Here is a 23,981-nt window from a genome sequence, read left to right as displayed (position 1 = left end):
ACTATCCTTGCCTGAACTCGCCCTGTAAAGCCCCGAATGCGGACGATGGCCCTCTAGCGAAACGAAATACGTGTCCCGTAGGTGAGCATTTCGTCAGGCGTTATGGCTTTCCCCTCTACCCCGATCATCTCGTCGCCGCACTGGTCAGCGAAGGTCAGTACGCCGTGGGTCAAGCCCAGTTGGCCAAGGGTATCGCGGATTTCGCCCGTGCCCAGAAAAGTACTAACGTGGCCCTTGTTATCGCTCAGCTCAGACACACCGTTAGCATGATGAAAACGCACTTTGTAGATTCCATCCATCGACTCGACTTCAACAATCGGCGAAAAACCGTTGTGAAGCGCATTGGAAAGCTGTTTCAGCGTCAGGTGGTCACCCAGCGTCATATCGATCGCACTCATGGAAAACTCCTGGTGAACGCCTCAAAGGTGAGGCATCACTCATGTTGCGGGAACTGCTTTTTGTAGAGTTTATGAATAATAAGTGTAGGGTTTCTGTTTAGTATTGCCAGTGCGCTTATCGATACCTCGATACGACACTGCCTATGTGCTTGTAAGGGCTGTTATTATGGCCATAAAGCCCCCATGGTAAGCGGTACGTGAAGCTCAATGGATTCAATGATCAACATCAGCGATAGGAGAGCAAAATGAGTTTTCAAGGCGAGCAGCATCCCGGCGTCGTGGCTACGCCGCCCCAAACTCAAGGGTTTCGTTTAAACCACACCATGCTGCGGGTGAAAGACCCTGAGCAGGCATTGGCGTTCTACTCAAAAGTGTTTGGTATGCAGGTGATGCGGCGGCTGGATTTCGAAGAGATGCAGTTCTCGCTCTACTTCCTGGCCAACCTGGAACCCAGCGACAGCGTTCCGGACGATGCGCAAGCGCGTACCGCCTGGACGTTTAGCCAGAAAGGGCTGTTGGAGCTGACCCACAACTGGGGGACTGAAGACCAGGAAGATTTCGCCTATCACGATGGCAATGCCGAACCCCAGGGCTTTGGGCATATCTGCTTCAACGTACCGGATTTGGCAGCGGCCCAGGCGTGGTTCGACGAGCATGACGTCACCTTCGTCAAACGCTCCGATCAGGGCAAAATGAAAGATGTTATCTTCGTTAAAGACCCGGACGGCTACTGGATCGAAGTGATTCAGGCAGACCTGATGGTGGGGAAGAGCGACTCTTGAGGCACGCCAATGGCTGAACTACTGTTCCGGCTGCGCCATGTGACCGACGAAGAGGCCATGGAGGTGCGTGACCTGCTCGCTGCCCATGGCTTTGATACCTATGAAACCCAGGCGGGCTTTTTCCGCCTGGGCGTTGACGCGATTTGGCTGCGCAATCCGCATCAGCACGACGCTGCCATCGCGGCGTTAGAGGCCTACCAGGCGGAGCGCCTTGAGCGTGCCCAACGCGAGCACCAGGCGGCGGTTGAACGGGGTGATGCGGAGACGCTGTGGCGTCGCTTGGCCGCTCACCCAGTGCAGGTCGTGTTAGTGCTGCTAGCAGTGGGGCTTATTGCCGCCCTTACGCTGCTGCCGTTCCTGGGTATGTCGCGAAGCTAAGCGGCTGGCAGATGGCCGCGTTTGAGGTACATCATGACGCCATCATCACCGGCGGTAAGTGCCGGAGCAGAACCGCTGGGGTAGCGGCACCAGGTGCCTGCCGTGTAACTCTGCTCGCTATCACTCAGCGTGCCTTCCAGAATCAAAAACTCCAGCCCGCCCAGCAGCGTGGGATAGGTAATGGAGGTGCCCGCCGACCAGCGCTCCAGGCTGGTGCGCTCCTGCTTGTAGGTGTGCAGCATTTTATAGGCAATGCCTGGGCGTCGATCGGGCTGCCAGGGCAGCCGATGCGCTGGCACTGCCAACTGTAGCGTGTCGTTGGGGGCAAACTGGTGCAGTTTGACAAATATCAGCGCGCCTTCCTCGCCAATCTGCGGGGTATGGCCGGTGCCAATGGGGTTTCTTAGGTAGCTGCCCGCCGCGTAGCGCCCATGCTCATCGGCGAACACGCCTTCCAATACCAGAATTTCTTCGCCGCCGCCGTGGGTATGCCGCTCAAACTTTGTATTGGGGGCGTAGCGCACAAGGCTGGTAGCGCGAGCAACTTCATCACCAATCCGGTCAAACATCATGCGCTCTACCCCCGCGCTGGGGGAATCGACCCACTGATACTCTTCCGGGGTAACACAGGCAAAGTGGCTAAAATCGGCGTTTAGACGCATGGGAAAGGGCTCTTCGCAGTGAAGGTAAGTGACGGGGGAGGGTGCTAGTCTCCTTATCGACAGCAAAAAATGCAACTTTCGGTTGTTTGAGCTACGTTATATCGCCATAAAAAACACCCCAACCATTGGACGAATATCCAACGATTGAGGTGCAGTTCACGAAGGTGGCATCAAGTTGTTTGGCTGCTTACTTAGGGCGCTTCAGTCAGCTTGGTAAGAATATGGTGTGCCGCTTCAATGCGCGCCTGATTGGGGTAGTTGCGGTTAGCCAGCAGCACAATGCCGATTTGCTCGCTGGGTACAAAAGCCACATAGCCGCCAAAGCCGTTGGTAGCGCCGGTTTTGTTATAGAGCGCTTCCTGCCTGGGGGCTAGCGGTGGGGTTAAGCGGTTGGCAGGGTTGGGCTGCAAAATCATCTCAAGCGAGTTGCCTGCCAGTAACTGATCGAGCGCCACCGGGTAGGCATAGCTTTCCCACCCCAGTCCTTGGGTCATATTGCCGACCTCAAAGTACCCCGTGCGCGTAGCGGCCAAGGCTTGGCTTAGTGGTTCATTAAGCTCAGCACCACTCATATTGGCTTCCACCAGCGTTAGTACATCTGCGGCAGTCGATTTCAAGCCGTAGGCCTGGGCATCCAGCATGCCTGGGTTCACCCGAATAGGCTCATCCTGTTTAGAATAACCGTAGGCATAGTGTGCCTGCTGCGCTTCAGGCACCTGAAAGTAGCTATGCTCAAGCCCTAGCGGGGCAAACAGCGCCTCCTCCATCAGCACCTCGAAGGGCTGGTCAAGGCTTTGTGCGGCGAGGTAACCGAACAAGCCCAGGCTCGGGTTGGAGTAGAGCCGATGGCTGCCAGGGGCGGATTCAGGCTGCCACTGGCGGTAGTAGTCGATCATCGTCTCTTCGCTTTGGACCGACTCAGGGAACTGCAGCGGCAGCTCGCCCGCGGTGTAGGTACCCAGTTCCATCAACGTGATCTCATCGAAGGTGCTGCCTTCAAGTTCCGGCAGGTAACGGCTGGCCGGGTCGGAAAGCGAGAGGGCGCCACTAGCCTGGGCATAGCCAGCGAGTGCAGCCGTGAAAATCTTGCTGACAGAGCCGAGTTCGAAGAGCGTCTCATCGGTGACCGGAATTCCCGCTTCTTGATTGGCGAGGCCATAATTAAAGTAGTGCTGCTGGCCGTTAATGCTCAGCGCAATCGCCATGCCTGGAATACGATGCTCAGCCATCAAAGGCGCGATAGTATCGTTCACCAGGGCCTCAATATCGGCGCTTTCAGGCGTGCCGGAGGCCCATGCAGAGCCGTTGAGTAGAAGCGAACCTGTCATGATAAGGCCGCAGTTTGCTGCTAACATCTTACGCATACCAAAATCCTGTTGTGATGAATGCCAAGAGAAGGTGAGGAGTTATTACCAGTCGCAAAGCGCGTGACAGTGGCTAACTTACGGCGCACTGCGGCAATTCACAAACAGCGATATTTTGCATAAGCCATTAGAAAAATTTGGGGGTTAAGGTGGTGCGTCCCTACCTGCCATTGAAGGCGCTGCGCGCTTTTGAGGCGTCGGCCAGGCATTTAAGCTTTACCCGCGCGGCAGAAGAGCTTTACGTGACCCAGGCGGCGGTGAGCCACCAGGTTAAGCTGCTCGAAACGCTGTTGAAGGTACCCCTGTTCAAGCGTTTGCCGAGAGGGCTAATGCTTACTCAGGAGGGCGAGCTGCTGCTGCCGGTATTGAAGAGTTCATTCGACCAGATAGCCCACACGCTGGAGCGGGTGGGCGAGAGCAGCTATCGGGAGGTATTAAACGTCGGCGTGGTGGGGACTTTTGCTGTCGGCTGGTTACTGCCGAGACTGGGAGATTTTCAGCGCCAGTACCCTTACGTCGATTTACGGCTCTCCACCCATAACAACCGCGCGGATATTGCCGGCGAAGGGCTGGATTTTGCGATCCGCTTTGGCACAGGGGCTTGGCATGGCACCGCGGCGCAGCCGCTACTACCGGCGTCCCTCTCGGTAATGTGCATACCCGATATCGCCGCGCGGCTGAACACCCCAGCCGATGTGCTGGGGGAAACCTGGCTGCGCTCTTATCGCGCCGATGAGTGGACAGAGTGGCTATTGGCGGCAGGGCTACCACGCAGCTTTCCGATGACCAACAGCATTGTGTTTGACTCTTCCATCGCCATGGTGGAAGCAGCCCTACAAGGGGCAGGCGTGGCGCTGGCGCCACCGCTGATGTTTCCCCGCCAACTAAACAGCGGCGCACTGGTACAGCCTTTCGACACCGCTGTCAGTCTGGGCGGTTACTGGCTGACTCGCCTGCAGACACGCCCTGAAACCCACGCTATGGCGTCCTTCCGGGAGTGGCTGCTCACGGCCATTAATGCCTGAGCAGCACTATTGAGGTTATCTGCTTAGTGGCTGTGATCATGATCGTCATTGCCGTTATGACCCGGCTGGGCTAGCGCATCGTGCAGCACCTGCGCATTGTGGCGCATCATACCCAGGTAAGTGCTCGCTTCACCCTCTGCTGCCAGCGCATCGGCGTAAAGCGTGCCCGCAATCGGCAGACCGGTCTCTTCGGCGAGCTGGGTGATGATCGACTGGTTGGTCATGTTCTCGTGGAACAGCGCCTTCACGTTCTCCTGTTCAATCACATCCACTAGTGCCGCCATGCTGGCGCCACTGGGGTCGGCTTCCGTGGAAAGCCCTACTGGAGAGAGGAAGGTCACCCCGTAGGCGCTTGAGAAGTAGCCAAAGGAGTCGTGGCCGGTAATCACGCTGGTGGAGGCCGGGATCTCGTCAATCAGCGCACGAATTTCGTCGTCTACCTCGGCCATTTCCTGTAAATACTGCTCCGCATTGGCGCGGTACGCATCGGCGTTATCGGCGTCGGCGGCGATTAAGCCATCGCGGATATTGGCGATATATACCTCGGCTTGGTACATATCCTGCCAGGCGTGAGGGTCTTGATTGCCATGGTCGTGCCCCGCGTGCTCATCGGCATGCTCTTCATGGTCATGGTCGTCGTGCCCATGGTCGTGCTCGTCATGATCATCATGGCCGTGCTCTTCATGTGCAGCGAAAGAGAGCGGTTCAATACCATCGGTCGCGGTGACCATCGGCCCGCTGTAGTCGCTGGCGCTAATCAGGCGCTCCATCCAGCCCTCAAACAGCAGGCCGTTGAAGACCACTAAATCGGCATTGGCCAGGGAGCGTGCATCGCCGGGGCTGGGGGAGTAAACGTGGGCATCGCCATCGGCAGCCACCAGCGGGGTCACCTCGACATGCTCGCCGCCTACGTTTTCCACCATATCCGCCAGGATAGAGAAACTGGTCACCACCTGAATGCGCTCGTTAGCGATAGCGGCAGGCAGCGTCAGCATCGCGGAAACACCGACTAACCAGCGTGATGGCCGAGATGATAAATAGGCAAGCGACATACAACACTCCTTACAAAAAGCATGAAGACTGACGATTAAGACCCTTGCTCCACTGCCAGCGGCGTGGTTTTACGCCGTAGCTTGGCTGCCAAGCTGTGGTAGCGACCAAACAGGGCCGAAAAGAGATAACCGAACCCCGCCAGCAGAATAATGCTTGGGCCTGAAGGGATATCCAGATGAAAAGAGAGCAGCAGGCCACCGGTGCTCGCTACCATGGCCAGTACAATCGCGATGCCGATCAAGCCCTCCAGGCGTTTGCTCCAAAAGCGCGCCGAGGTAGCGGGCAGCATCATCAGTCCCACCGCCATTAGCGTACCCAGGGTTTGAAAACCGGCGGTTAGGTTCAGCACCAGCAGGCCCAAAAACACGCTGTGTACCCAGCCGCTGCGGCGGCTTTGGCCACGTAAAAACAGCGGATCCAAGCACTCCACTACCAGGGCGCGAAATACCACCGCCAGGGTCAGCACAATCAGCGTACTGATACCCGTGATTAGCAGTAGCGCGGTGGAGTTGATCGCCAGAATCGAGCCAAACAGCACATGGGTAAGGTCGACACTGCTGCCGCCCAGTGAAATCAGCATCACGCCTGCGGCTAGCGAGATAATAAAAAAGCTCGCCATGGCGGCATCTTCGCGCTGGCCGCCCATTTTTGAGACCGCCCCCGCCAGCAGCGCAACCATTAACCCAAACAGCACCCCGCCAATGCTCATAATCGGCAGCGAAAATCCCGCCAGCAAGAACCCCAGCGCGACGCCGGGCAAAATCGCATGGGCCATGGCATCGCCAATCAGGCTCATGCCGCGCAGCACCAAAAACACCCCCAGCGGGGGCGCGGCCAACGAAAGCGCCAAACCACCCACCACCGCGCGGCGCATAAAACCGTAATCAAACGGGCTGACAAACCACGCATTAAGCAGATCCAGCATGGCGTCCTCCCATGGTAAACGGCACTACCTGAGCGGGTGCGTGTTGATGCGTCAGCGCATTGGGTGCCACCCAACGGCCATGGCCGCCGTTTAGCATCAGCACTTCATCGGCCAGGCGGCGCAGGTGATCCATATCGTGCAGCACGACAATGATCGTCGCACCGTCGTCCGCCATCTGGCGCAGGATGCGGATCAAAATATCCACGGTTTCGCTATCCACGTTGGAAAACGGCTCATCGAGCAGCAGTAGCTCGGCTTCCTGCATTAGCGTACGGCCAATCAGTGCACGCTGGCGCTGGCCACCGGAAAGTTCGCCCAGCGGGCGGTGGGCCAAGTGCGAAATACCCAGTCGCGCCATAATCTCGCGGCCTTTACGGTAGTGCCCCGCACAGTAGCCGGTTAACGCGCCGTGGCTGGGCCAACTGCCGGTCATGACTAACTCTTCCACGCTCATCGGGAAGGTGAGATCCAGCGCCAACTGCTGTGGCAACCAAGCCCGGCGCTCTTTCGCGACGGTGCAGACCACTTCGCCGCTAATAGGCCGAAGTTCGCCCATAATGGCCTGAATCAACGTGCTTTTACCGGCGCCGTTAGCGCCAATCAGCGCGGTAATCGCGCCCGGCTTAAAGTTGCCTTCGATATGTTCCAGCACCGTGCGGCGCGCCTGGGCCAAGTGCAGGTTGTGCAGCTGTAAGCGTGATAAAGAGCGCTGACTCATCCTAACCACCCGCTAGCCCAAACCACCAAGCCCCACAGCGCCAATAGCGGCACGGCAACAAACAGCAGCCGTTTAACAGCCGATAACGACATCAAGGAGAAGTGACAGGGACCTTCCTTGTTATGGCGGTGCGTATGCTCACTCATTAAGCGGCCTCGTATAATTTCAAATAGGTTATAACATAACGTTTGGCAAAACCAAAAAATTGCTGAGTATTTTACTCGTTCACGCCGCGCTAGCAACGATAAAGCGCTAGCGGAAACGTCGCCAGCGCTTTAAGGGAATAACCGTAGGGTGTATCAATAGCGCCAGGTAGCGCCTAGCTGCTGCGGCGCTACATGCAGCGCGTACTCACCGGGAATAGTGATCGGCCCCAGCGAGAGATTGGCGGGTTGGAAGCGATTAATTGCAGAAGACGCCTGATTCGGCTGTGTCCAAATTTGCAGCTCATTGACCAGCATGCCGGTAGCAAAGTTGATAGCACCATCACTTTCCCGGCCATCGGTGGCAATCACTGCACCCGCCACGCCATTCACCACGAGCGAACTTACCCGGGCACCCCAGCCGCGCCGCTCACGCTCTGCCTGGGCGAGCTGCAAGCCTAGCGCCTGTACGCCACTTAGTTCACCACTGGCTTTCAAACGCTCATATTCGGCCAGTGCCGCGGGGTGCGGCTGGCGGTCGGTTAACATGCCGCCCAAGGCCAGCACTGATTTCACCGCGCCCACCCGGGCATCAAAGCGATCATCCGGGTCGCTCGCCTCGCTGGATTGGTAAGCGTTTACCGCCAGACTGGTGGCGTAAATACCCGTCCAACCCCACTGCCAAATATTGGCTTGGCGTGCGCCGTCCTCAAACACGTCATCGTACTCACTCCACTGCCCCTCGGTTTGAGCTTGGGCGTGTGAAGAGACAGGCAGGGCGATCACCAAGGTGGTAACCAACGCGGCAAAAAGACGAAAAGCATGCATTGTGAAGTGCCTATATAAGGGGGAGCAGTAGCGCTAAGCGTAGCAGCAAATCAAATGGTACGAGGGTGGATTCAGGGGTGGCGAAGTATGACTAAGGTCAATGGTGTTGCGGGGTGAAGGATGGTTAGATGGGGTGTAAATAACAGGGACGGGAGGAAGCGGTGACTTACTATCGCTTTTGGGGTAAAGCGCAAGCCAAGAGGAGCACCGTAGAGTGTCATCTATTGCCGTATCACAACCTCAATGTTGCAGCCGTGGGCTGGTTACTACTTCGCCCGATAGGCCGCTGACCAAGCCCGATCCGCGCGCGCGGATGAACCGCTTAAAGTGGCGTCAAAAAGGCCTCACTTAGACAGTCGTAGTTAGATTTAAGATATGTGCCCGTGGCACCGCTGCGGGTGCGCCTGAGGCTTACCACGCGCTATCCGGAATATGCATGACTAGTAACAAGTGATCATGCGTGTATTGCCGAATAGCTGTTCAAATCCTCCCTAAAAAGCCACCGCGGGTGGCTTTCGCTGAATTTCGATCAATGCTAGGGCTTTACTCTTCTTGCGGCGGTGTTTCTAGCGCGCGTTTGTCGTCGGGTACTCGGACGATGTGGCCGACTTCCAGCTTGTTGTGGCTTTGGTGGCGGCCGCCGTTGGTGTCGATGATGGCGGCGACTTCGCCGATGCTGACGGCGTCATCTTCTCGGTAGGCTTCTACTTTGACACGCACCATGGCGCCTTGGTAGCGGGCGGAAATGATGTCGCCCGGGTCGGGTTGGCTGCTTTGATCCGGGTATTTTTTAAAGTACTGCATAACACTGGCGTTGCCGGGTTCGTCCCATTCGATATGCTGATGCATCGCTGTCTTCCTTGTCTTGTTGAGTGGCGTGATGAGTGTTGTTTCAGTGTAGTGCCTTCAACGGGGTTATGTATGCTGTTCATCCTCCGCCCTGTTGGTCTCCACCACGGGGCTGTTTTCTTGCCCCACGTATTGAAAGAGAAAGTTTAGCGCTGCCGGTAAGCTGGCGCGCCATACGTGCCATGTATGCCCACCGGGGTAGAGGTCGAGGCGCACATCGTTGGGCTGGATGCGCTCCATGGCTTGGCGCAGTATGCGGGCGTGAAATTCAGCATCATAAACGTCGCTACGCCCGGCGCTGATATACAGCGGTACGGGGGAAAGGTCGCCCTCTTCTTCGGTACCGCGGGGGGTTACCTGAAGGCGATACTCTTCCAGGTGCTCGGTGTAGTTGAGGGACTCCCACAGCTCGCGATCAAATTGCCCCTGTTCATTGCGAAACGATGGGTGGCGCCAGGCAGAGGAGTTGCGTGGTGGCAGGGGGACGTAGCTTGCGGGGCTTAACGCGGCTACCGCGGCAAACAGCTCCGGCCGTTCTAGGGCAAAATTGAGCGCGCCGTAGCCACCGGCGCTTAGGCCTGCCACGCCACGCAGGTGGCGCTCTTGGCCCACTCGGTAGGTTGCTTCCACATGGGGCATTAGGTCGTTAAAAAAAGCGCTGCGGGCGGGTTCGTTGTGGCCATCCACCCACCAACTGCGGCTGCCGGGCATGATGAATACGGCCGGAGGAATATGCCCGGCGGCGATTAACCTATCCGCCACCTGCTGCAAATTGCCGCGAGAAACCCAGTCGCGGTCGGTGCCAAAAGAGCCGTGCAGCATATAAACGACCGGATAAGCGCCTGTCGCTTGGTCGTCATAATGATCGGGTAAATAGACACTGTAGGGGTAGTCGTACCCTAGCGTGGGCGAGAAAAACTGATGGTGCTCGACCTCGCTGGCGAGTGAGTGGCCACTGAACGTCAGCCAGCCAATAAACGCGGTGAGTAGGGAGTGAAATCGGTACGAGAATACTGGTGGCTTGGGGATGAACACGTTTCCTCCGGGAATTAAAACTGTTCAATGGGGTCGGACAGCGCGAAGGCTTTTATTGTTCATCATAGCCATATAAGACAGCCAGTTAGCATAATCATTCATCATCGCCATTCAAAATGCCAGGGTAGGAGTAGGTCGCGGCGGGAGGCCCAATGCGAAAAATTGAAGAGATCTATTGGTTGCGTGCTTACGGCTGTATAGCCGTTTTTTTGTTTCACTTACTAGATCATGTCAATCAGCGCCTCGATAACGTTGCCACCGATTTGATGCGCATACCGCTGGTGTTGGGTACCCCGATTTTCCTGTTTATTGCGGTCTTTGTGTTTGCCGTTCGCTACGATAAATCCGTGCCGGAAGGGTTCCTTGCCCAGCGGGTGAAATATGTAATGGTGCCCTATTTTGTGTATGGCTTTATTTATTCGACGGCTGAATGGCTAAGCCAACAGCCATCGGATGAGTCGGTGGGGTTTGTGGCCAATGCCATCGAGTATTATGTGTACGCGGGCTGGCATGGCTATTTTTTGATTATTGCGATGCAGTTTTATGTGGCTTATTGGCTGTTTACCCGTTGGCAGCTGTGGCGTTTGAACCCGGTGCCGTGGCTGTGGGGCGCTTGTGGGATCAGCATGGCGTATTGGGGGTTGGCTTACTGGTTTGACGTTGACTTGCCCGGCTACCTGCTGTGGATTGCTCCACTGGGTTGGATCTATGTGTTTTTTCTTGCCCTGGTGCTGGTGCGCTACTACCCGCTAGCCCCTGAGAGCGTGATGCTGACGCGGCCTGCCTGGATGCAGCAAATGGCCCGCCCAGCCTTGTTGGTGCTAATGGTGGCGCTGATTATTGCCGCGACCTTTGCTGGCTGGCTGGCCTTCTCTTCCAAAGAGGTGTGGGTCATTCCTTTCTTCGTGCTGTTCACACTTTGCGCCATGCGCTACTTGGCCGGGCGTCCTGCGCCTTTGTGGGTGCGCTACATTAATGCGTATTCGTTTGGCATTTACTTGGCTCACCCCATGTTCTTTGTGCTCGCTGATCTGGCTGTCGAGCCGTTGTCGTTGCCCATTGGGGGGTATGCGCTGGTGCTTATGGCGGTTGGTGTGGTGGGGTCAGTGGGGCTTAATAAGCTCGCCAATACCACGACACTGGGCGCCATGCTGTTCGGCAAGCGTTTAAAGGTAAGTTAGTCAGAGAGTGGCGGTGGATGGTATTTGTGGATGATATCGGTAGATAGCGGCAGAAAACGCATCACGGGTGTGAAGTGAAAGCCGTAGCTGGTGCGTTAGGTCGAAAGGGGTCGTCAGGCTCTTCCGTTAGTCTAAGCAGGTTTCCGTTGTAGGTTTTTAAACGCGTAGGGCAGGCGTGTAAACGCTGCAGAAAATCGTCGATCGCGCTGTTATCGTCCAGCTCAGGGTCAAACCCACCCAAGCGTTCTAGCCAAGCTCGCCTAACGGCAATGTAGGGCGGTAAAAGTAATGCACTGGCCAATAAGCGCCGCAGGATGCGTTCCGACAGCGATGGCCGGTTGAGGCCAATAATCAAGGCGTCCAGGGTGTAAGTGTTGAGCTGTGAATAGAGTGCACCCCATAGCTCCGCAGGCAGTGGTTTTTTCTGCAGCGCAATAATGAGCCACTCTGCCTGGCTGGTAAACGCGGCTTTATTCAAGCGAGCCCCCAGCGGTCGTGATGGCGTAATCAGTGAATGAGCATGGTAGCGCTGTTCAATAGCACTCAGGCGTTCTTGCGCTTGAGTGGCTGTCACCAAAATAGGCAGCAAGTGGTCGGCAACACCGGATTCACGTATGGATTTTAAGTGGCGTGGCAACATTTCACCCGTCACCATGGCATCAACGATAAAGCAGACCGATCCCATTTGCCGACTCCAATTGTGATCAAACCTATCAATTTGTAATTTATTGTAGTATCTGGTTTATTTGCGTAGCAAGTAAAAAATTTGCGAGCTAAAAAACAGCGCTACGTATGGTTCGTGCACCTCAATGGCGCGCAAGACGTTATTTTTGTTCTATTTTGGTGCATGAGAGGCTTTTTAGACGGTTCAGAACAGCCTGCTACGCCATTATGCGTCATCAAGAGGCATTAAAATCCACTTTTTAATGCTTTTAAAACAAATAGTTGTTGTTTTTTTATGCCATATTGGTGCAGTGTTGGCATGCTCTCTGCATTGTATTTGCAAGCGGCTAGCGGGCCGTAGGCATAAGCCCTGCGGCGTGCTAAAACGATAGCCGGTCTGAAATGCTCGCTAAGCGATTTGTTAATCAATGTCAGGCAAACGTTGAGCGAACAAGAATGACAAACGTGCGGTTTAGCACGTATTTTGTCGAACAACACTTTTATCGGTAGCTTACTGTCGTTAGCTTTAAGCCACGCTCATACCGGAGGACACTATGTCAGCCAAGACTCTCGCGCTAATTGAAGAACACGATGTTAAATGGGTAGATCTGCGTTTCACCGACACTCGCGGTAAAGAACAGCACGTGACCGTGCCTGCGCGCGATGTGAACGAAGAATTCTTCGAGAATGGTCAAATGTTCGATGGCTCTTCTATTGAAGGTTGGAAGGGCATTAACGAATCCGACATGATTCTGCGCCCGGAAGATGGTACGGGTTACCTCGACCCCTTCACCGAAGATGCGACGCTGGTGCTGCGCTGTGACATCATCGAGCCGGCCACCATGCAGGGCTATGATCGTGACCCGCGCTCTATCGCTAAGCGTGCAGAAGCTTACCTGCAGTCTACTGGCCTGGGCGACACCGCGTTCTTCGGTCCTGAGCCTGAATTCTTTATCTTTGACGAAGTGCATTGGAAGTCTGATATCCAGGGCTCCATGTACAAAATCACTTCCGAAGAAGGCGCTTGGGCAACCGATAGCCAAGTAGAAGGCGGCAACCTAGGCCACCGCCCGCGCGTTAAAGGCGGCTACTTCCCGGTTCCCCCGGTCGATAGCTTCCACGATATTCGTGGCGCAATGTGTAATACCCTGGAAGCGATTGGTCAGACCGTCGAGGTGCACCACCACGAGGTTTCCAACGCAGGTCAGAACGAAATCGGCGTTAAATTCAACACGCTGGTGAAGAAAGCTGACGAAGTTCAGGAAATGAAGTACGTGATCCACAACGTGGCCCACGCGTATGGCAAAACCGCCACCTTTATGCCGAAGCCGCTGGTCGGTGATAACGGTTCGGGTATGCACGTTCACCAGTCTTTCTGGAAAGATGGTAACAACCAGTTCGCCGGTGACGAGTACGCTGGCCTGTCTGAAATGGCGCTTTTCTACATCGGCGGCATCATCAAGCACGCCCGTGCCCTGAACGCCTTTACTAACGCTTCTACCAACTCGTACAAGCGCCTGGTACCTGGCTTTGAAGCACCGGTCATGCTGGCCTACAGTGCCCGCAACCGTTCGGCGTCAATTCGTATTCCTTACACCGCCAGCCCGAAAGGCAAGCGTGTTGAAGCGCGCTTCCCTGATCCGACTGCCAACCCTTACTTGGCGTTTTCTGCCATGTTGATGGCGGGTATCGACGGTATCAAAAACAAGATTCACCCTGGCGATGCCATGGACAAAAACCTGTACGACCTGCCGCCAGAAGAAGGCAAGTCAGTACCGACTGTGGCGCACAGCCTGGATCAAGCACTGGAAGCCCTCGACGCTGACCGTGCGTTCTTGACCGAAGGTGGCGTGTTCACCGACGAAATGATCGACGCCTACATCGAACTCAAGATGGAAGAAGTGGAGCGTATTCGTATGACCACTCACCCCATCGAGTTTGATATGTACTATAGCTGTTAAGTACAGCTGCTAATCAGCGTTACTCGCTCCTGGCTGTTACTCTCAGCCAGGCGGTGGTAACAATGATTGCTAATAGAACCCCGCTACGGCGGGGTTTTTTATTGCTGGGAGGCTGAGAAGCATGCAAGGGGAGCGATGAGCAAGATCAATACAGTAGCGATGAGCAGTGTGCTGGTAGCTCTCTCAGGCGTGAGGGCAGTGGGTGGCACGACATTCGGGCAGGCGGTTTACTGGGTGCCCGATCAGCACGGCAACGTTACCTTTACCGATAACCCAGGCCAACCCTTTCCTACGACCACTTTTCGATCGCTCTGCCCCAGCAAGGCGCACAGGTGGAAGAGGGGATGACCGCGGTGGAGTTGGTTATTGCGCCACCGTTGCGCGACGGTCATCAGGTGTGGCTGTTGGTGAATGGCGAGATTAGTCAGACAGCGCTGTACAGCGATGTCTTCTGGTTAACGGGCCTAACCACGGGGTGATACGAGATCCAGGCAGAGCTGCTGGATAGCAGCCAGCGTTTACAGCACCGCACGGCAGCGGTGACGATTACTTACGGTTCCTTAATAGCGCCTTAATAAACGCGATCAAAAAAACAGCCCTAAGTATTCCCTACCAAAATCTGGGTGCACTAAGATGGTGCGTTAACAGGGGCGTTTGGCACGGCAAGTGCGCTAAAACGACTCGTACTCTTTCGCTGCGATGCCCGCAAGCCGTGCAAATGGACATAAATGCATAGTTGGCGCGCTTTTTGCAGCTCCCTCATTGATCATCCACCTGTAGGTCTGTATCGGCGATGGAAGACGCGATTTTTCAGGACACCACCATGCATCAGCGTTTGCTTGAGCATCTCACCACAGCGGTATTGCTGCTAGACGGCGAACTGCGTGTGCGCTGGATGAACCCTGCCGCTGAAGCGTTGTTAGCGGTCAGCCTTAGCCGTGTTCACGGGATCAGCCTGGATACGCTACTTGGCGGGGATGAAAGCATAGACGAAGTATTGGCCAAGGCGCGGGATGCGTTTCACCCCTATACCCAACGTGAAGCGCGCATTACTCCGCTGAATAGCGAGCCGCTCACCGTTGACTACACGGTGACGCCGTTATCCGACGATGAGCTGCTGCTGGAAGTAGAGCCGCGGGATCGGCTGATGCAGATCTCCCGGGAAGAGGCGCTAACCACACGCCAGGAGACCATCAAGGTGCTTGCCCGCGGGCTCGCCCATGAAGTCAAAAACCCGCTGGGTGGCATTCGCGGGGCAGCACAGCTACTAGAGCGTGATCTAGACGACCCGGCGCTGCGCGAATATACCCATATCATTGTTGAAGAGGTGGATCGGCTGCGCGATCTGGTCGACTCCATGCTCGGCCCTAACCGGATTCTTAAACACGAGCCGGTCAACATCCATAAAGTGCTGGAGCGAGTGCGGGCACTGCTGATTGCCGAACACCCTAGTGTGACGATCAGCCGTGATTACGACCCCAGCTTGCCCGACCTTTCTGGCGATGAATCGCAAATGATTCAGGCGGTGCTCAATGTGGCGCGCAATGCGGTGCAGGCTATGAGCGATGCGCAAACGCCGGAGCCTACCTTAATACTACGCACCCGTGCCCGTCGCCAGTTTACGCTTGGTGCCGAACGTCACCGGCTGGTCAGTGAAGTCGCCGTGATCGATAACGGCCCCGGCATTCCCGATACGCTGCAGGAGACGCTGTTTTATCCCATGGTGTCGGGACGCGCGGAAGGCAGCGGCCTTGGGCTCTCTATCGCCCAGTCGATTTTGCACCAGCATCAAGGATTGATTGAATGCGACTCACGCCCTGGACACACCGAATTTCGTTTACTGATTCCCATGGTTATTAATTTCACCGGAGAAGCGTCATGACTGAGGCTGCACGTAATGATGTTGCGCGGGTGGTCATTGTCGATGATGACCGCGCTATCCGCTGGGTTTTGGAGCGCGCCTTGGCGCAACCCGACCTTGACGTTGAGTGTATCGAGCGCGCCGACGTTGCCCTGACACGCTTGTTGGAAAATCCACCCGACGTGCTGGTTACCGATATTCGTATGCCGGGTATCGACGGGCTGGATCTAATGTCCCGGGTACGCGAGGCGCATCCTGACCTGCCGGTGATCGTGATGACCGCGCACTCCGACCTGGACAGCGCCGTGGCATCGTATCAGGGCGGGGCATTTGAATACCTGCCCAAGCCGTTCGATGTTGACGAGGCCCTGGCGCTGGTGCGCCGCGCCGTGGCCCACGCCCGTGAACGCCAGCGTCCGGTGACCGTGCCGGAAGGCTTGAACGCCGAAATTATCGGCGAAGCCCCCGCCATGCAGGAAGTGTTCCGCGCCATTGGTCGCCTCTCTCACTCCCACATTACGGTGTTGATTAATGGGGAGTCGGGAACCGGCAAAGAGCGCGTTGCCCAGGCACTCCATCAGCATAGCCCTCGTGCGGGCAAGCCGTTTATCGCCCTCAATATGGCGGCGATTCCCCGTGATTTGATTGAGTCTGAACTGTTTGGTCACGAGAAGGGTGCTTTTACCGGGGCGACCCAGCAGCGCCAGGGGCGGTTTGAGCAAGCCAACGGCGGTACGCTATTTTTAGACGAAATAGGCGATATGCCCGCTGAAACCCAAACGCGGCTACTGCGCGTGCTGGCCGATGGGGAGTTCTATCGCGTTGGCGGGCATACGCCGGTCAAAGTGGATGTGCGCATTATTGCTGCCACCCACCAAAACCTAGAAGTGTTGGTGGATGACGGCCGCTTCCGGGAGGATTTGTTCCATCGCCTGAACGTGATCCGTATCCACCTGCCCAAGCTTGCCGAGCGCCGCGAAGATATCCCACGCTTAACGCGGCACTTTTTAGCTGAAGCGGCGAAAGAGCTGACGACCGATATCAAGGTGCTGACCAGCGAAGCGGAAGCCCACTTAACGCGTTTGCAGTGGCCCGGCAACGTACGGCAGTTAGAAAATATCTGCCGTTGGCTCACCGTGATGGCATCAGGGCGTGAGATTCTGGTTGAAGATCTACCGCCGGAGCTGCGTTCACCCAGTGCTTCTGAAAGCAGTGCCCACGGCGATTGGCGCACGGCGTTTCGCGACTGGGCGGATCATGCTCTGGCAGAAGGCCATACCCATCTACTGGAAGAAGCGGTGCCCGATTTTGAGCGGATTCTGATTGAAACAGCGTTAAAACATACCGGCGGGCGTAAAGGTGAAGCCGCCGAGCTGCTGGGCTGGGGGCGCAATACGCTCACGCGTAAACTGAAAACACTGCTACCGGCACTCGCTGACGAGTAATCTTTTGGAGCCTGTCTGGCTCAAAATTCGTGCTTCTCGCCACGATCGGCCAAGCGAGACAGGCTTCTAGTCGTCAGCGAGTATATATACCGCATCGGCTAGGGTAGGGTCGGGCAAAGTGCAGATCACTACTGGCGAGTGGCTGCTCATCCTGCCACTACTGCCCTGGGTTTGGGCAGGCTGCCAAAGTGGCGTTGGGCAGCAGGTTAACTAGCGCTACAACCGCTAGTAAGCCATAGCGTTTTCTATGGCCAATAAGGTTATTGTGTAGCTTCAATACGTCTGATCTCGGCAAGTAATGTTTCTGCTTCTTCAGTAAGCGTGGCATTGGCACGCATATCGCCATTGCGTGAAGCCTCCATGGCGGCTTGTAGTTTGCGCTCATACTCTTGCTGAAGCTTCTTTTTGGGGTCGCGCTTAAACATACCTAACATGAGCAATCTCCTCGCTATCAATGTCTTTTGTACACTATTTGTATAGGTTTGGAATGCTCGTGTCGAATGTTTGTTTTAACTAGCTTTCTAATCGTAGTGATTAGGCGCGGCGCACTGGCTTAAAAAGCGCTCAAAATCACATAAAATAGTCTCCAGGCTCGCGTGCAGGCGATGATCGTCGTCAACCATGCGCAGCGATAAGCGCTGAAGACGAGCACGTTCGATCACCGGTTCAGGGGCCACCACATCATCCCGCCAGCCGTGAATAATATGAGTGTGCTGCGCCTGAATAATCGGTGACGTTTCCGGGTAGTCGGCAAGTCCCAATGCAGGCGCCAGCAGAAAGCAGCCCAACACCGGCTGCTGAGCGCTGGCCGCCGCGCTTAGCCAGCCCCCCAAGCTGGAGCCTGCCAGTACACACTGGGCAGGGTCGTCTCCGCGCTCGGCTAATACTCTCAGCAGGTATTCAAGGCGCTGTTGCGGCTCTGCTATGCCTCGATAATCCATGACCACGGGCTCACAGTCATCCAGCTTTTGCGCAACACCTTTCATCGCTTGGGTTTTCAGTGCGCCTGGCCCGCTCTCAAGGCCATGGGATAGATAAACAGTCATCATAACGGTTAGCTCGCTGCGCGCTGGATAGCTTCGCCACCCTGTTGAATGTCTTCACCCGCACCGCGAATGGTATTACAGCCACTGACCAGCAGCAGGGTCACCACCATCACGAAGCCGAGGGCGATAGTGCGTTTCATAAAAGCCTCCTTGAAGGCATGCCGTTAGTGGAAGGGAGTAGAAAGCAAAAATACCCCCTGTCGTGACGATTCGCTACGGTTTTCAATACGTTTAAACACACGGGAGCATAGCAGTATGCCTCGAAACCGTATGTTTATGTCGCATGTGCCACTTCTATACATGGAAAACAGAGGTGAAGAGTGCTTTGTCACTTGTTTTTTTATTTTTTAAGTAATTGTTTTTAAATGTTTATTTATACTATTGGCATGGTTTGGCTCATTGCCTGCAGCTACTAATTAGAATCCATTCAGAAACCAAGCAGTTGAATAACGTAAGTCAGTTTGAAATTCAGTCACTTAACGCTAGTCAAGTTAACATTTTTCATCAGTAACTGAGTGAGTGGGCTAACAGCAAAATGGAAGGCAGGAAGCCGAAAAACGAACAGGATGTTTAAGGGACAATTAGCCCACTCACTGGTTGCAGCGCAAGGAGGCGCTGTTCATCAAGCTAGGGAGCGGAGCGATGCAAATCAACCATCTCATGCAAGTGAGGTGGTTTTTTTGCGTGTGCGGATTTAATAACATTTTGATATATATGAATTTTTTTAAGGGCCTAGTTTTTGCACAGCTTTTGTACAGAAAAATGCGTGATTTTGGTCTATCCTTCGATGAAACTAAAATGCAGCGGTTAGAAAACGTCAACGTAACGACCGCGCGCAATCAGGGACAAGATTATGGCGATGGCATTGATGTTATGCATGTTTGTTTTGTTCTTAGGGTTTTCAGGCGTGGGCGTGTATATGATGTTTAAGTCATCGTTTACGGCCAGTATTGATGAACGCGATGACATGCCGCCTGATCTTTAAATACTTGTTTTAAATAATATAAAAATACGAGCGCCCGCTGACGCGGGCGTTTCAGTGTCAGGGCAGAGCGCGATTTAAGCGTGTTAATTCTTCCAGCGACCTTTACCCCGGTCAGGCACCATACGTCCGAAATAGAGTAGGCCAAACGCTAGCCATCCTACGGTTAACAGGGCGGCAAAAATAAGTACGGCCAAGGCGCCAAATTCGGCAATCAACGGCAAGGCAGCGGCTGTAAAAAGCCCTCCTCCCACAATCGGTTCAAACATCAGCTGTTTATAGCCAAAGCTCTCGAGTGCGCCAGATTCATTTTTAGGATCAGCCATGCGCATCAACAATAGGCCGGTAACGGTGACCCCCATTGATTGGCCAAAATCGCCCACCCCACGTTCAAACCAGTTTTCTGGAATCACTCGGGGAGCTATAACGATCAGCACGAATAGTCCCCAGGCAATCCCTGCCATAGCAAGCAGCAAGAAGGGCAGGAAGTACTCGCCTAAGGTGGTTAGCGACAGCGTGGCGAGTGCTGCCACAATGGTAAAGTCGAGCGCGGTGCCTGCAATGCGTGACATGGTGCGACTAGACACATGGCTTTGTAACCCAAACCGCATCACCACCAGTTGAACGATGACGCCACCGATCATGGCGATAGGGAATAGAGGGACGTGAGCAAGAATTTCTAGGCCGCCATCGCGTGCCCAGGTGACTTGCTCAATCCATTGCAAGCCCGACAGAATTAGCCAGCCGATCACAATGGCGATGCCTACTAAGCCAATATGTAGGCTGAGAGGGTCAGTGGTACCCGATTCTTGCACTAGATCTTTTTTGAACTCGCTGAACTCTTCAGTAGAGGGGCGTTCGTCTTCACGCATTAGCTCGTCTGGATCATCAGCGTGCTGGCTCTCATCATTGAGTTGGATAATCCCACGGCGCGCGGCGATATTGATCAGCACCGTACCGATTAACACCCCCGCGACAATGCCCACCGTTGCCAAGCCCAAGGCAAGGTCTGCGCCCTCTTCAAAACCTAGCTCTTCAAAGGTTTCTGCCATGCCAGCGGCGGTGCCATGGCCGCCTTCAAAGCCGATTTCGATTAACGCCCCCACCATGGGGTTCATGTTAAACATCGGCACCAACACCAGCAGTGCTAAGCTCAAGCCGACAACATATTGGCCCCATGCCATTGTTTGGCCAACCACAACTTGCGGCCCCGCACGCAGCCAAATAGTTCGCAGTCCGGGGATCACTTTACCAATAAACAACGCCGCGAAGACAACATTAATCAGCAGCCCCGGCAGTGCTGCCCAACTCTCTTGTACATAGGCAGGGAACAGCCCAGGGCTCTCTTCAAAAAAGGTGGGAAGTGCTCGGCCCAACACATCGGGGCCCATCAGTAAGAGTAATAAACCGCCAATGACTGAGCTAGGAAGGAAGAGTCGTCTTAACCTGGGAAGCCACAATCGAAGGGCATTGCTGGCTAAGAGGACTAACGCAATAGTGACGAGCGCTATAAATAATTCACCAACCGTCATGGTCATCACATCACTCCTTGATGCAGAAAAGACAAGGTTGGTTTAACCATAGCGCTTAGTGACTAATTACGCGAAACCAGTCACGGGAAAACAGGGGCCGTTACCCCATCCAATACAGGCTGGCCAAGGCAAAAGCGTAGCCCATCGCTGCCCCTGCCAGTACATCGCTTACATAGTGCAGCCCTAACCCTACCCGTGAGACCGCTATCAGCAGCGTTAATGGCAATACCACCGGCAGTAGCCAGGGTGTGTGGGCGGCGACTAAGACGCTAAACATCACCGCGTGCATGGTATGGCCGCTGGGAAAACTGTAACGGTCGCGGGCAGGTTCACAGCACTCAATGCCTTCACTATAGGTAATGAAGGGTCGCTCACGGCATAAGCGGGTTTTCACCAGTCGATAAACCGCCACGGCAAATAGGGCGATGACGCTGTACTGCAGTACGCGCCAAGCACCATTGGGTTGAAGCCAGGGCTGGGCGAGAATCAGCAGCACCCAAATAGGCCAATCGCCTAAGCGGCTGGCGGTCTGAAGCGTGATTCGCCAGGGGCGGTAGATCGATAGACGTGAAATGCGCTGGCAGAACTGCCACTCCAGCAGGTCAAGACGGTCGAATACGACAAGCGGACGCGGGCGCATGATGAGCCTCCTGGGCTTGGTGTAAGTAACGCAAAAACTGCTCGGCAATACCCGTCCAGCTCTGCTCAAGGGCGCGTAACCGCGCAACTCGGCCTAAACGAGCATAGTCAGCTGGGTGTTGGCACAACTCAACCGCTGCCTGTTGAAAAGCAGTGCTATTGCCAGCGGGGACGGTGACACCGTTGTGGCCACTGTTAATGAGCTCAGCGCTGGCCGCATGATCATAGGCCACCACGGCTAAGCCGCTGGCCATGGCTTCCGCCACCACATTGCCCCAGGTTTCTGAAAGTGAGGGGAAAATAAACAGGTCGGCGCTAGCATAGTGGCGAGCGAGCGATTCTTGCCCCACAAAGCCGGTAAAATGGGCATCGGGCAGCGCCTTTTCCAACTGTGCCCGTGCGGGGCCATCGCCGACGATCACTTGGGCGATATCGGGCCGAACCTCACGCATGGCTTGAAGGCTTTCATGGAGCAAGGTGAGATTTTTTTCTGCGGCTAGTCGGCCAACGTAAAGAGCCACCGGCTGATGCTCGCTAACTCCCCAGTGTTCGCGTAATGAAGAGTCACGGTGGACAGGTGAAAAGCGCTCGCCATCCAGTCCGCGTGACAGCACATGAACACCCCGAATCCCTTGACGCTGCAATGCTTTAGCCTGCTGATGAGTAGGCACTAAGGTCAGGTCACAGCCGTTATGGAAGTAGCGCAGGTAGCGGCGTGTGGTCGAGGCCAGCCAATTGACGCCATAATCTTCACAGTAGTGGTCAAAGTTGGTGTGCCAGCCCGCTACCAGGGGGATATTGAGTTGCCGTGCCGCTTGGCGTGCCGCCCAGCCGAGAGGGCCTTGAGTCGCTACATAGATTATATCGGGGCGATGTTGGCGCCAAAAGCGGCGCAGTGTAGCGGGCCTAACCAGCCCTACCTGCACATCGGTGTAGCCAGGTAGGGCAAGGCGCTGCACCTGTAGCTCGCGGTTAATACCGGCCGCATTACCCACAGATCGTGGTCGAGGGCGGATCACATCCACCGGCACTCCTTGCCGGTTAAGTTCATAGCTTAACCGGCTCAACGTATGGGCAACGCCATTGATGTCCGGTGACCATGTCTCACTAACGATGCAGAGCCGCATGAGCGATTCATCCCTTTATCACGTTTTCGTACAGTGTGGGTGGAGTGAATGACACTGCCGAGACAAATAGGTGAATAAGTGATGACACGCTTAAATAAATAGGCTAAGTGATAAAGTGCTACAGACACCTCTTTTCATATCAGTTAAATGTTAAATTTGGATGGCAATTTTATTTAATAGCACATAAAAAATAAGTTCCAAAAAAATAAAACTTTAAGATTAATGAAACATAACTCCTTTAAGGTTCCCAGTGTTGAGGCGTTATTCGTCCTTCATTGTGCCTTCGCAAAGCGCAAGCATTAATTACTTCAATGGGAACGATCATGTTTAAAAAAACGACACTGGCCCTAGCCGTTAGCGGTTTATTGGCAGCCTCTGCAGCACAAGCAGCAACCGTTTATGATCAAGACGGTACCGACCTGGAAATCTATGGCCGTATTGCCATGGGGTTTGAAGGTGGCGGTGTTGATGACGGTGTTGATAACGGTGAAGAGTTCCGCAATTTCGGCTCCCGTCTGCGGATTACCGCCGGCCATCAAATCTCCACTGATCTACGTGCATTCGCCCGTGTAGAGTGGCGTTTTACCGGCGACGAGCGCAACCAGGACTCTGGTTTCGATGAAGTGCGCAACAGCTACCTGGGTTTGGAAAGCCAGCAGTTTGGTACCTTCATGGCCGGTAACTACGATAGCTTCTACGATAGCTACGTAATGACGCCGTTCGACGTCTACGTTGAACGTGGCTATGAGTTTGCTGGCGGTGGTGTACAGGCACGTGGCGATTCGATTGGCTATAAAACACCTAAAATGAGTGGTTTTCAGGCGGTTATTTCTGCCAAGCACTTCTCTGAGCGTGGTTTGACTGAAGCCGAGCAGACTTCCGAAGGATCCGTTATCGCCACTCAGGGTGGTGTCGTCTACGAAACAGGCCCAGCTCGTTTAGCGCTTGGCTATGTGGAAGATACGGTACGCGGTGGCGGTAACGGTGAAGTGCGTTACGGCACTACGGGCGAGTTTGCCATTACGGATGCTTTCTCTGCTCGTGTAGGTTATGAAACCCGCGGTGATGACGATGTTAACGGTGGTGGTTTCGATAAAATCGGTGTTGGTGCTACTTTCGCTATCGATTCCTGGAAGTTCTTCGCCGATTATTACAACATCGACGTAGACGGCGCTAGCGATGAGCGTAACGCTTGGGCATTAGGCTCAATGTACAAGTTGTCTAGCAATTTCGATATGTTCCTCGAGTTGAACGATCGTAACCTGGATGCTGTTAATGACTTCGAAGAAGATATGTACTACGCATTAGGCGCTCGCTATCACTTCTAATTGATAGAGTGACGTTAACGGTAATGTTGCTTTAGTTCTTTAGCTTTTAGTTAGCT

29 protein-coding genes are annotated in these 23,981 nt (G+C 54.8%); 12 read left to right on the top strand and 17 right to left on the bottom strand.

Going from position 1 to position 23,981, the window contains the following annotated elements; all coding sequences use genetic code 11:
* Positions 1-53: 53 nt before the first annotated feature.
* Entirely contained in the window at positions 54-398 is a 345-nt protein-coding gene (locus HZU72_RS02830) for a hypothetical protein (RefSeq protein ID WP_180090402.1), read from the bottom strand.
* A 245-nt stretch (positions 399-643) separates the two neighbouring features.
* Between HZU72_RS02830 and gloA the strand changes: the two genes are divergently transcribed.
* Together gloA and HZU72_RS02820 are read left to right on the top strand one after the other, a co-directional pair.
* Positions 644-1,180, top strand: a complete 537-nt coding sequence (gloA, locus tag HZU72_RS02825) for a lactoylglutathione lyase (protein ID WP_009288132.1) — start codon at positions 644-646, stop codon at positions 1,178-1,180.
* A 9-nt stretch (positions 1,181-1,189) separates the two neighbouring features.
* Positions 1,190-1,558: a DUF6164 family protein gene (locus tag HZU72_RS02820; protein WP_022520853.1), complete on the top strand. Its 369-nt coding sequence runs from the start codon at positions 1,190-1,192 to the stop codon at positions 1,556-1,558.
* On the opposite strand, the gene HZU72_RS02815 is transcribed toward HZU72_RS02820, so the two are convergent.
* Together HZU72_RS02815 and ampC are read right to left on the bottom strand one after the other, a co-directional pair.
* A complete protein-coding gene (locus tag HZU72_RS02815; RefSeq protein WP_180090400.1) occupies positions 1,555-2,220 on the bottom strand; it encodes a cupin domain-containing protein in 666 nt (221 codons plus the stop codon). The two genes, HZU72_RS02820 and HZU72_RS02815, sit on opposite strands and share 4 nt — an antisense overlap.
* A gap of 191 nt (positions 2,221-2,411) precedes the next feature.
* Entirely contained in the window at positions 2,412-3,584 is a 1,173-nt protein-coding gene (gene ampC / locus HZU72_RS02810; RefSeq protein WP_180090398.1) for a class C beta-lactamase, read from the bottom strand.
* 149 nt (positions 3,585-3,733) lie between these two features.
* Between ampC and HZU72_RS02805 the strand changes: the two genes are divergently transcribed.
* Positions 3,734-4,609, top strand: coding sequence for a LysR family transcriptional regulator (locus tag HZU72_RS02805; RefSeq protein ID WP_180090396.1), 876 nt, complete (start codon positions 3,734-3,736; stop codon positions 4,607-4,609).
* Positions 4,610-4,632: 23 nt separating this feature from the next.
* Here the strand turns inward: HZU72_RS02805 and HZU72_RS02800 are convergent, their stop codons facing one another.
* From HZU72_RS02800 to HZU72_RS02780, 5 genes are all read right to left on the bottom strand, one after another.
* A complete protein-coding gene (locus HZU72_RS02800) occupies positions 4,633-5,661 on the bottom strand; it encodes a metal ABC transporter solute-binding protein, Zn/Mn family (protein ID WP_180090394.1) in 1,029 nt (342 codons plus the stop codon).
* Between the two features lie 35 nt (positions 5,662-5,696).
* Positions 5,697-6,587, bottom strand: coding sequence for a metal ABC transporter permease (locus HZU72_RS02795; RefSeq protein ID WP_180090392.1), 891 nt, complete (start codon positions 6,585-6,587; stop codon positions 5,697-5,699).
* The gene (locus tag HZU72_RS02790) at positions 6,571-7,305 is read right to left on the bottom strand and encodes a metal ABC transporter ATP-binding protein (RefSeq protein ID WP_180090390.1); all 735 of its coding nucleotides are present in this window, start codon (positions 7,303-7,305) and stop codon (positions 6,571-6,573) included. The genes HZU72_RS02795 and HZU72_RS02790 overlap by 17 nt, the downstream gene beginning before the upstream one ends.
* Positions 7,302-7,451 (bottom strand): hypothetical protein, encoded by a 150-nt coding sequence (locus tag HZU72_RS02785; RefSeq protein ID WP_162836274.1) that lies wholly within the window; start codon positions 7,449-7,451, stop codon positions 7,302-7,304. The genes HZU72_RS02790 and HZU72_RS02785 overlap by 4 nt, the downstream gene beginning before the upstream one ends.
* A 153-nt stretch (positions 7,452-7,604) precedes the next feature.
* A complete protein-coding gene (locus HZU72_RS02780; protein ID WP_180090388.1) occupies positions 7,605-8,276 on the bottom strand; it encodes a hypothetical protein in 672 nt (223 codons plus the stop codon).
* 161 nt (positions 8,277-8,437) lie between these two features.
* Here HZU72_RS02780 and HZU72_RS24180 point away from each other — a divergent pair, with 161 nt between their 5' ends.
* Positions 8,438-8,566, top strand: a complete 129-nt coding sequence (locus HZU72_RS24180) for an HD domain-containing protein (RefSeq protein ID WP_180090386.1) — start codon at positions 8,438-8,440, stop codon at positions 8,564-8,566.
* Positions 8,567-8,819: 253 nt separating this feature from the next.
* On the opposite strand, the gene HZU72_RS02770 is transcribed toward HZU72_RS24180, so the two are convergent.
* Together HZU72_RS02770 and HZU72_RS02765 are read right to left on the bottom strand one after the other, a co-directional pair.
* The gene (locus HZU72_RS02770; RefSeq protein WP_180090384.1) at positions 8,820-9,125 is read right to left on the bottom strand and encodes a hypothetical protein; all 306 of its coding nucleotides are present in this window, start codon (positions 9,123-9,125) and stop codon (positions 8,820-8,822) included.
* A 66-nt stretch (positions 9,126-9,191) separates the two neighbouring features.
* Positions 9,192-10,160, bottom strand: coding sequence for an alpha/beta hydrolase (locus tag HZU72_RS02765; RefSeq protein WP_180090382.1), 969 nt, complete (start codon positions 10,158-10,160; stop codon positions 9,192-9,194).
* Between the two features lie 152 nt (positions 10,161-10,312).
* On the opposite strand from HZU72_RS02765, the gene HZU72_RS02760 reads away from it, so the two are divergent.
* Positions 10,313-11,341: an acyltransferase family protein gene (locus HZU72_RS02760; protein WP_180090380.1), complete on the top strand. Its 1,029-nt coding sequence runs from the start codon at positions 10,313-10,315 to the stop codon at positions 11,339-11,341.
* A 61-nt stretch (positions 11,342-11,402) separates the two neighbouring features.
* On the opposite strand, the gene HZU72_RS02755 is transcribed toward HZU72_RS02760, so the two are convergent.
* Positions 11,403-12,026, bottom strand: a complete 624-nt coding sequence (locus HZU72_RS02755; RefSeq protein ID WP_180090378.1) for a hypothetical protein — start codon at positions 12,024-12,026, stop codon at positions 11,403-11,405.
* A gap of 532 nt (positions 12,027-12,558) precedes the next feature.
* On the opposite strand from HZU72_RS02755, the gene glnA reads away from it, so the two are divergent.
* The 5 genes from glnA (at position 12,559) to ntrC (ending at position 17,271) form a co-directional block, all read left to right on the top strand.
* Positions 12,559-13,965 carry a glutamate--ammonia ligase gene (glnA, locus tag HZU72_RS02750; RefSeq protein ID WP_180090376.1) on the top strand — a complete coding sequence of 469 codons (1,407 nt, stop codon included), beginning with the start codon at positions 12,559-12,561 and terminating at the stop codon, positions 13,963-13,965.
* Positions 13,966-14,100: 135 nt separating this feature from the next.
* A complete protein-coding gene (locus HZU72_RS23745; RefSeq protein ID WP_235975965.1) occupies positions 14,101-14,313 on the top strand; it encodes a hypothetical protein in 213 nt (70 codons plus the stop codon).
* Entirely contained in the window at positions 14,310-14,444 is a 135-nt protein-coding gene (locus HZU72_RS23985) for a hypothetical protein (protein ID WP_268896220.1), read from the top strand. The genes HZU72_RS23745 and HZU72_RS23985 overlap by 4 nt, the downstream gene beginning before the upstream one ends.
* Before the next feature lie 344 nt (positions 14,445-14,788).
* The gene (gene glnL, locus HZU72_RS02740; protein WP_180090374.1) at positions 14,789-15,847 is read left to right on the top strand and encodes a nitrogen regulation protein NR(II); all 1,059 of its coding nucleotides are present in this window, start codon (positions 14,789-14,791) and stop codon (positions 15,845-15,847) included.
* Positions 15,844-17,271, top strand: coding sequence for a nitrogen regulation protein NR(I) (gene ntrC / locus HZU72_RS02735; protein ID WP_180090372.1), 1,428 nt, complete (start codon positions 15,844-15,846; stop codon positions 17,269-17,271). Before glnL ends, ntrC begins: the two co-directional genes overlap by 4 nt.
* Positions 17,272-17,531: 260 nt before the next feature.
* Here ntrC and HZU72_RS02730 read toward each other — a convergent pair whose 3' ends face one another.
* From HZU72_RS02730 to HZU72_RS02720, 3 genes are all read right to left on the bottom strand, one after another.
* On the bottom strand, positions 17,532-17,705 hold the full coding sequence (locus HZU72_RS02730) for a DUF6435 family protein (RefSeq protein WP_180090370.1): 174 nt from the start codon (positions 17,703-17,705) through the stop codon (positions 17,532-17,534).
* Positions 17,706-17,792: 87 nt separating this feature from the next.
* The gene (locus HZU72_RS02725) at positions 17,793-18,320 is read right to left on the bottom strand and encodes a YqiA/YcfP family alpha/beta fold hydrolase (protein ID WP_180090368.1); all 528 of its coding nucleotides are present in this window, start codon (positions 18,318-18,320) and stop codon (positions 17,793-17,795) included.
* Positions 18,321-18,325: 5 nt separating this feature from the next.
* Positions 18,326-18,457: an entericidin A/B family lipoprotein gene (locus HZU72_RS02720; protein ID WP_180090366.1), complete on the bottom strand. Its 132-nt coding sequence runs from the start codon at positions 18,455-18,457 to the stop codon at positions 18,326-18,328.
* 502 nt (positions 18,458-18,959) lie between these two features.
* On the opposite strand from HZU72_RS02720, the gene HZU72_RS02715 reads away from it, so the two are divergent.
* Complete coding sequence (locus HZU72_RS02715; RefSeq protein WP_180090364.1) at positions 18,960-19,247, top strand: hypothetical protein; 288 nt, start codon at positions 18,960-18,962, stop codon at positions 19,245-19,247.
* A gap of 138 nt (positions 19,248-19,385) precedes the next feature.
* Here HZU72_RS02715 and HZU72_RS02710 read toward each other — a convergent pair whose 3' ends face one another.
* The 3 genes from HZU72_RS02710 to HZU72_RS02700 form a co-directional block, all read right to left on the bottom strand.
* Positions 19,386-20,837, bottom strand: coding sequence for a sodium/glutamate symporter (locus HZU72_RS02710; protein WP_180090363.1), 1,452 nt, complete (start codon positions 20,835-20,837; stop codon positions 19,386-19,388).
* A 94-nt stretch (positions 20,838-20,931) separates the two neighbouring features.
* A complete protein-coding gene (locus HZU72_RS02705; protein ID WP_180090361.1) occupies positions 20,932-21,471 on the bottom strand; it encodes a phosphatase PAP2 family protein in 540 nt (179 codons plus the stop codon).
* Complete coding sequence (locus HZU72_RS02700) at positions 21,434-22,597, bottom strand: glycosyltransferase family 4 protein (RefSeq protein ID WP_180090359.1); 1,164 nt, start codon at positions 22,595-22,597, stop codon at positions 21,434-21,436. The genes HZU72_RS02705 and HZU72_RS02700 overlap by 38 nt, the downstream gene beginning before the upstream one ends.
* Before the next feature lie 323 nt (positions 22,598-22,920).
* Between HZU72_RS02700 and HZU72_RS02695 the strand changes: the two genes are divergently transcribed.
* Complete coding sequence (locus HZU72_RS02695) at positions 22,921-23,925, top strand: porin (RefSeq protein ID WP_180090357.1); 1,005 nt, start codon at positions 22,921-22,923, stop codon at positions 23,923-23,925.
* The last annotated feature ends 56 nt before the right edge of the window (positions 23,926-23,981 follow it).

The sequence above is a fragment of the Vreelandella sedimenti genome, assembly GCF_013416325.1.
GTDB classification, from domain to species: Bacteria; Pseudomonadota; Gammaproteobacteria; order Pseudomonadales; family Halomonadaceae; genus Vreelandella; species Vreelandella sedimenti.
Note: the sequence above shows the minus strand (reverse complement) of the source record. Positions and strands in the feature narration are given on the sequence as shown.

Bases quoted from the DNA above. Each gene is read 5' to 3' on its own strand.
- HZU72_RS02785 (WP_162836274.1), bottom strand. From the start codon at position 7,451: ATGAGTGAGCATACGCACCGCCATAACAAGGAAGGTCCCTGTCACTTC.
- HZU72_RS02705 (WP_180090361.1), bottom strand. From the start codon at position 21,471: ATGCGCCCGCGTCCGCTTGTCGTATTCGACCGTCTTGACCTGCTGGAG.
- HZU72_RS02755 (WP_180090378.1), bottom strand. From the start codon at position 12,026: ATGGGATCGGTCTGCTTTATCGTTGATGCCATGGTGACGGGTGAAATG.
- glnL (WP_180090374.1), top strand. From the start codon at position 14,789: ATGCATCAGCGTTTGCTTGAGCATCTCACCACAGCGGTATTGCTGCTA.
- HZU72_RS02710 (WP_180090363.1), bottom strand. From the start codon at position 20,837: ATGACCATGACGGTTGGTGAATTATTTATAGCGCTCGTCACTATTGCG.
- HZU72_RS02820 (WP_022520853.1), top strand. From the start codon at position 1,190: ATGGCTGAACTACTGTTCCGGCTGCGCCATGTGACCGACGAAGAGGCC.
- HZU72_RS02800 (WP_180090394.1), bottom strand. From the start codon at position 5,661: ATGTCGCTTGCCTATTTATCATCTCGGCCATCACGCTGGTTAGTCGGT.
- HZU72_RS02715 (WP_180090364.1), top strand. From the start codon at position 18,960: ATGCAAATCAACCATCTCATGCAAGTGAGGTGGTTTTTTTGCGTGTGC.
- HZU72_RS02815 (WP_180090400.1), bottom strand. From the start codon at position 2,220: ATGCGTCTAAACGCCGATTTTAGCCACTTTGCCTGTGTTACCCCGGAA.
- HZU72_RS02760 (WP_180090380.1), top strand. From the start codon at position 10,313: ATGCGAAAAATTGAAGAGATCTATTGGTTGCGTGCTTACGGCTGTATA.
- HZU72_RS23985 (WP_268896220.1), top strand. From the start codon at position 14,310: ATGACCGCGGTGGAGTTGGTTATTGCGCCACCGTTGCGCGACGGTCAT.
- ampC (WP_180090398.1), bottom strand. From the start codon at position 3,584: ATGCGTAAGATGTTAGCAGCAAACTGCGGCCTTATCATGACAGGTTCG.
- HZU72_RS02790 (WP_180090390.1), bottom strand. From the start codon at position 7,305: ATGAGTCAGCGCTCTTTATCACGCTTACAGCTGCACAACCTGCACTTG.
- HZU72_RS02725 (WP_180090368.1), bottom strand. From the start codon at position 18,320: ATGATGACTGTTTATCTATCCCATGGCCTTGAGAGCGGGCCAGGCGCA.
- HZU72_RS02730 (WP_180090370.1), bottom strand. From the start codon at position 17,705: ATGTTAGGTATGTTTAAGCGCGACCCCAAAAAGAAGCTTCAGCAAGAG.
- gloA (WP_009288132.1), top strand. From the start codon at position 644: ATGAGTTTTCAAGGCGAGCAGCATCCCGGCGTCGTGGCTACGCCGCCC.
- HZU72_RS02700 (WP_180090359.1), bottom strand. From the start codon at position 22,597: ATGCGGCTCTGCATCGTTAGTGAGACATGGTCACCGGACATCAATGGC.
- HZU72_RS02780 (WP_180090388.1), bottom strand. From the start codon at position 8,276: ATGCATGCTTTTCGTCTTTTTGCCGCGTTGGTTACCACCTTGGTGATC.
- HZU72_RS02830 (WP_180090402.1), bottom strand. From the start codon at position 398: ATGAGTGCGATCGATATGACGCTGGGTGACCACCTGACGCTGAAACAG.
- ntrC (WP_180090372.1), top strand. From the start codon at position 15,844: ATGACTGAGGCTGCACGTAATGATGTTGCGCGGGTGGTCATTGTCGAT.
- HZU72_RS23745 (WP_235975965.1), top strand. From the start codon at position 14,101: ATGAGCAAGATCAATACAGTAGCGATGAGCAGTGTGCTGGTAGCTCTC.
- HZU72_RS02770 (WP_180090384.1), bottom strand. From the start codon at position 9,125: ATGCATCAGCATATCGAATGGGACGAACCCGGCAACGCCAGTGTTATG.
- glnA (WP_180090376.1), top strand. From the start codon at position 12,559: ATGTCAGCCAAGACTCTCGCGCTAATTGAAGAACACGATGTTAAATGG.
- HZU72_RS02720 (WP_180090366.1), bottom strand. From the start codon at position 18,457: ATGAAACGCACTATCGCCCTCGGCTTCGTGATGGTGGTGACCCTGCTG.
- HZU72_RS02695 (WP_180090357.1), top strand. From the start codon at position 22,921: ATGTTTAAAAAAACGACACTGGCCCTAGCCGTTAGCGGTTTATTGGCA.
- HZU72_RS02795 (WP_180090392.1), bottom strand. From the start codon at position 6,587: ATGCTGGATCTGCTTAATGCGTGGTTTGTCAGCCCGTTTGATTACGGT.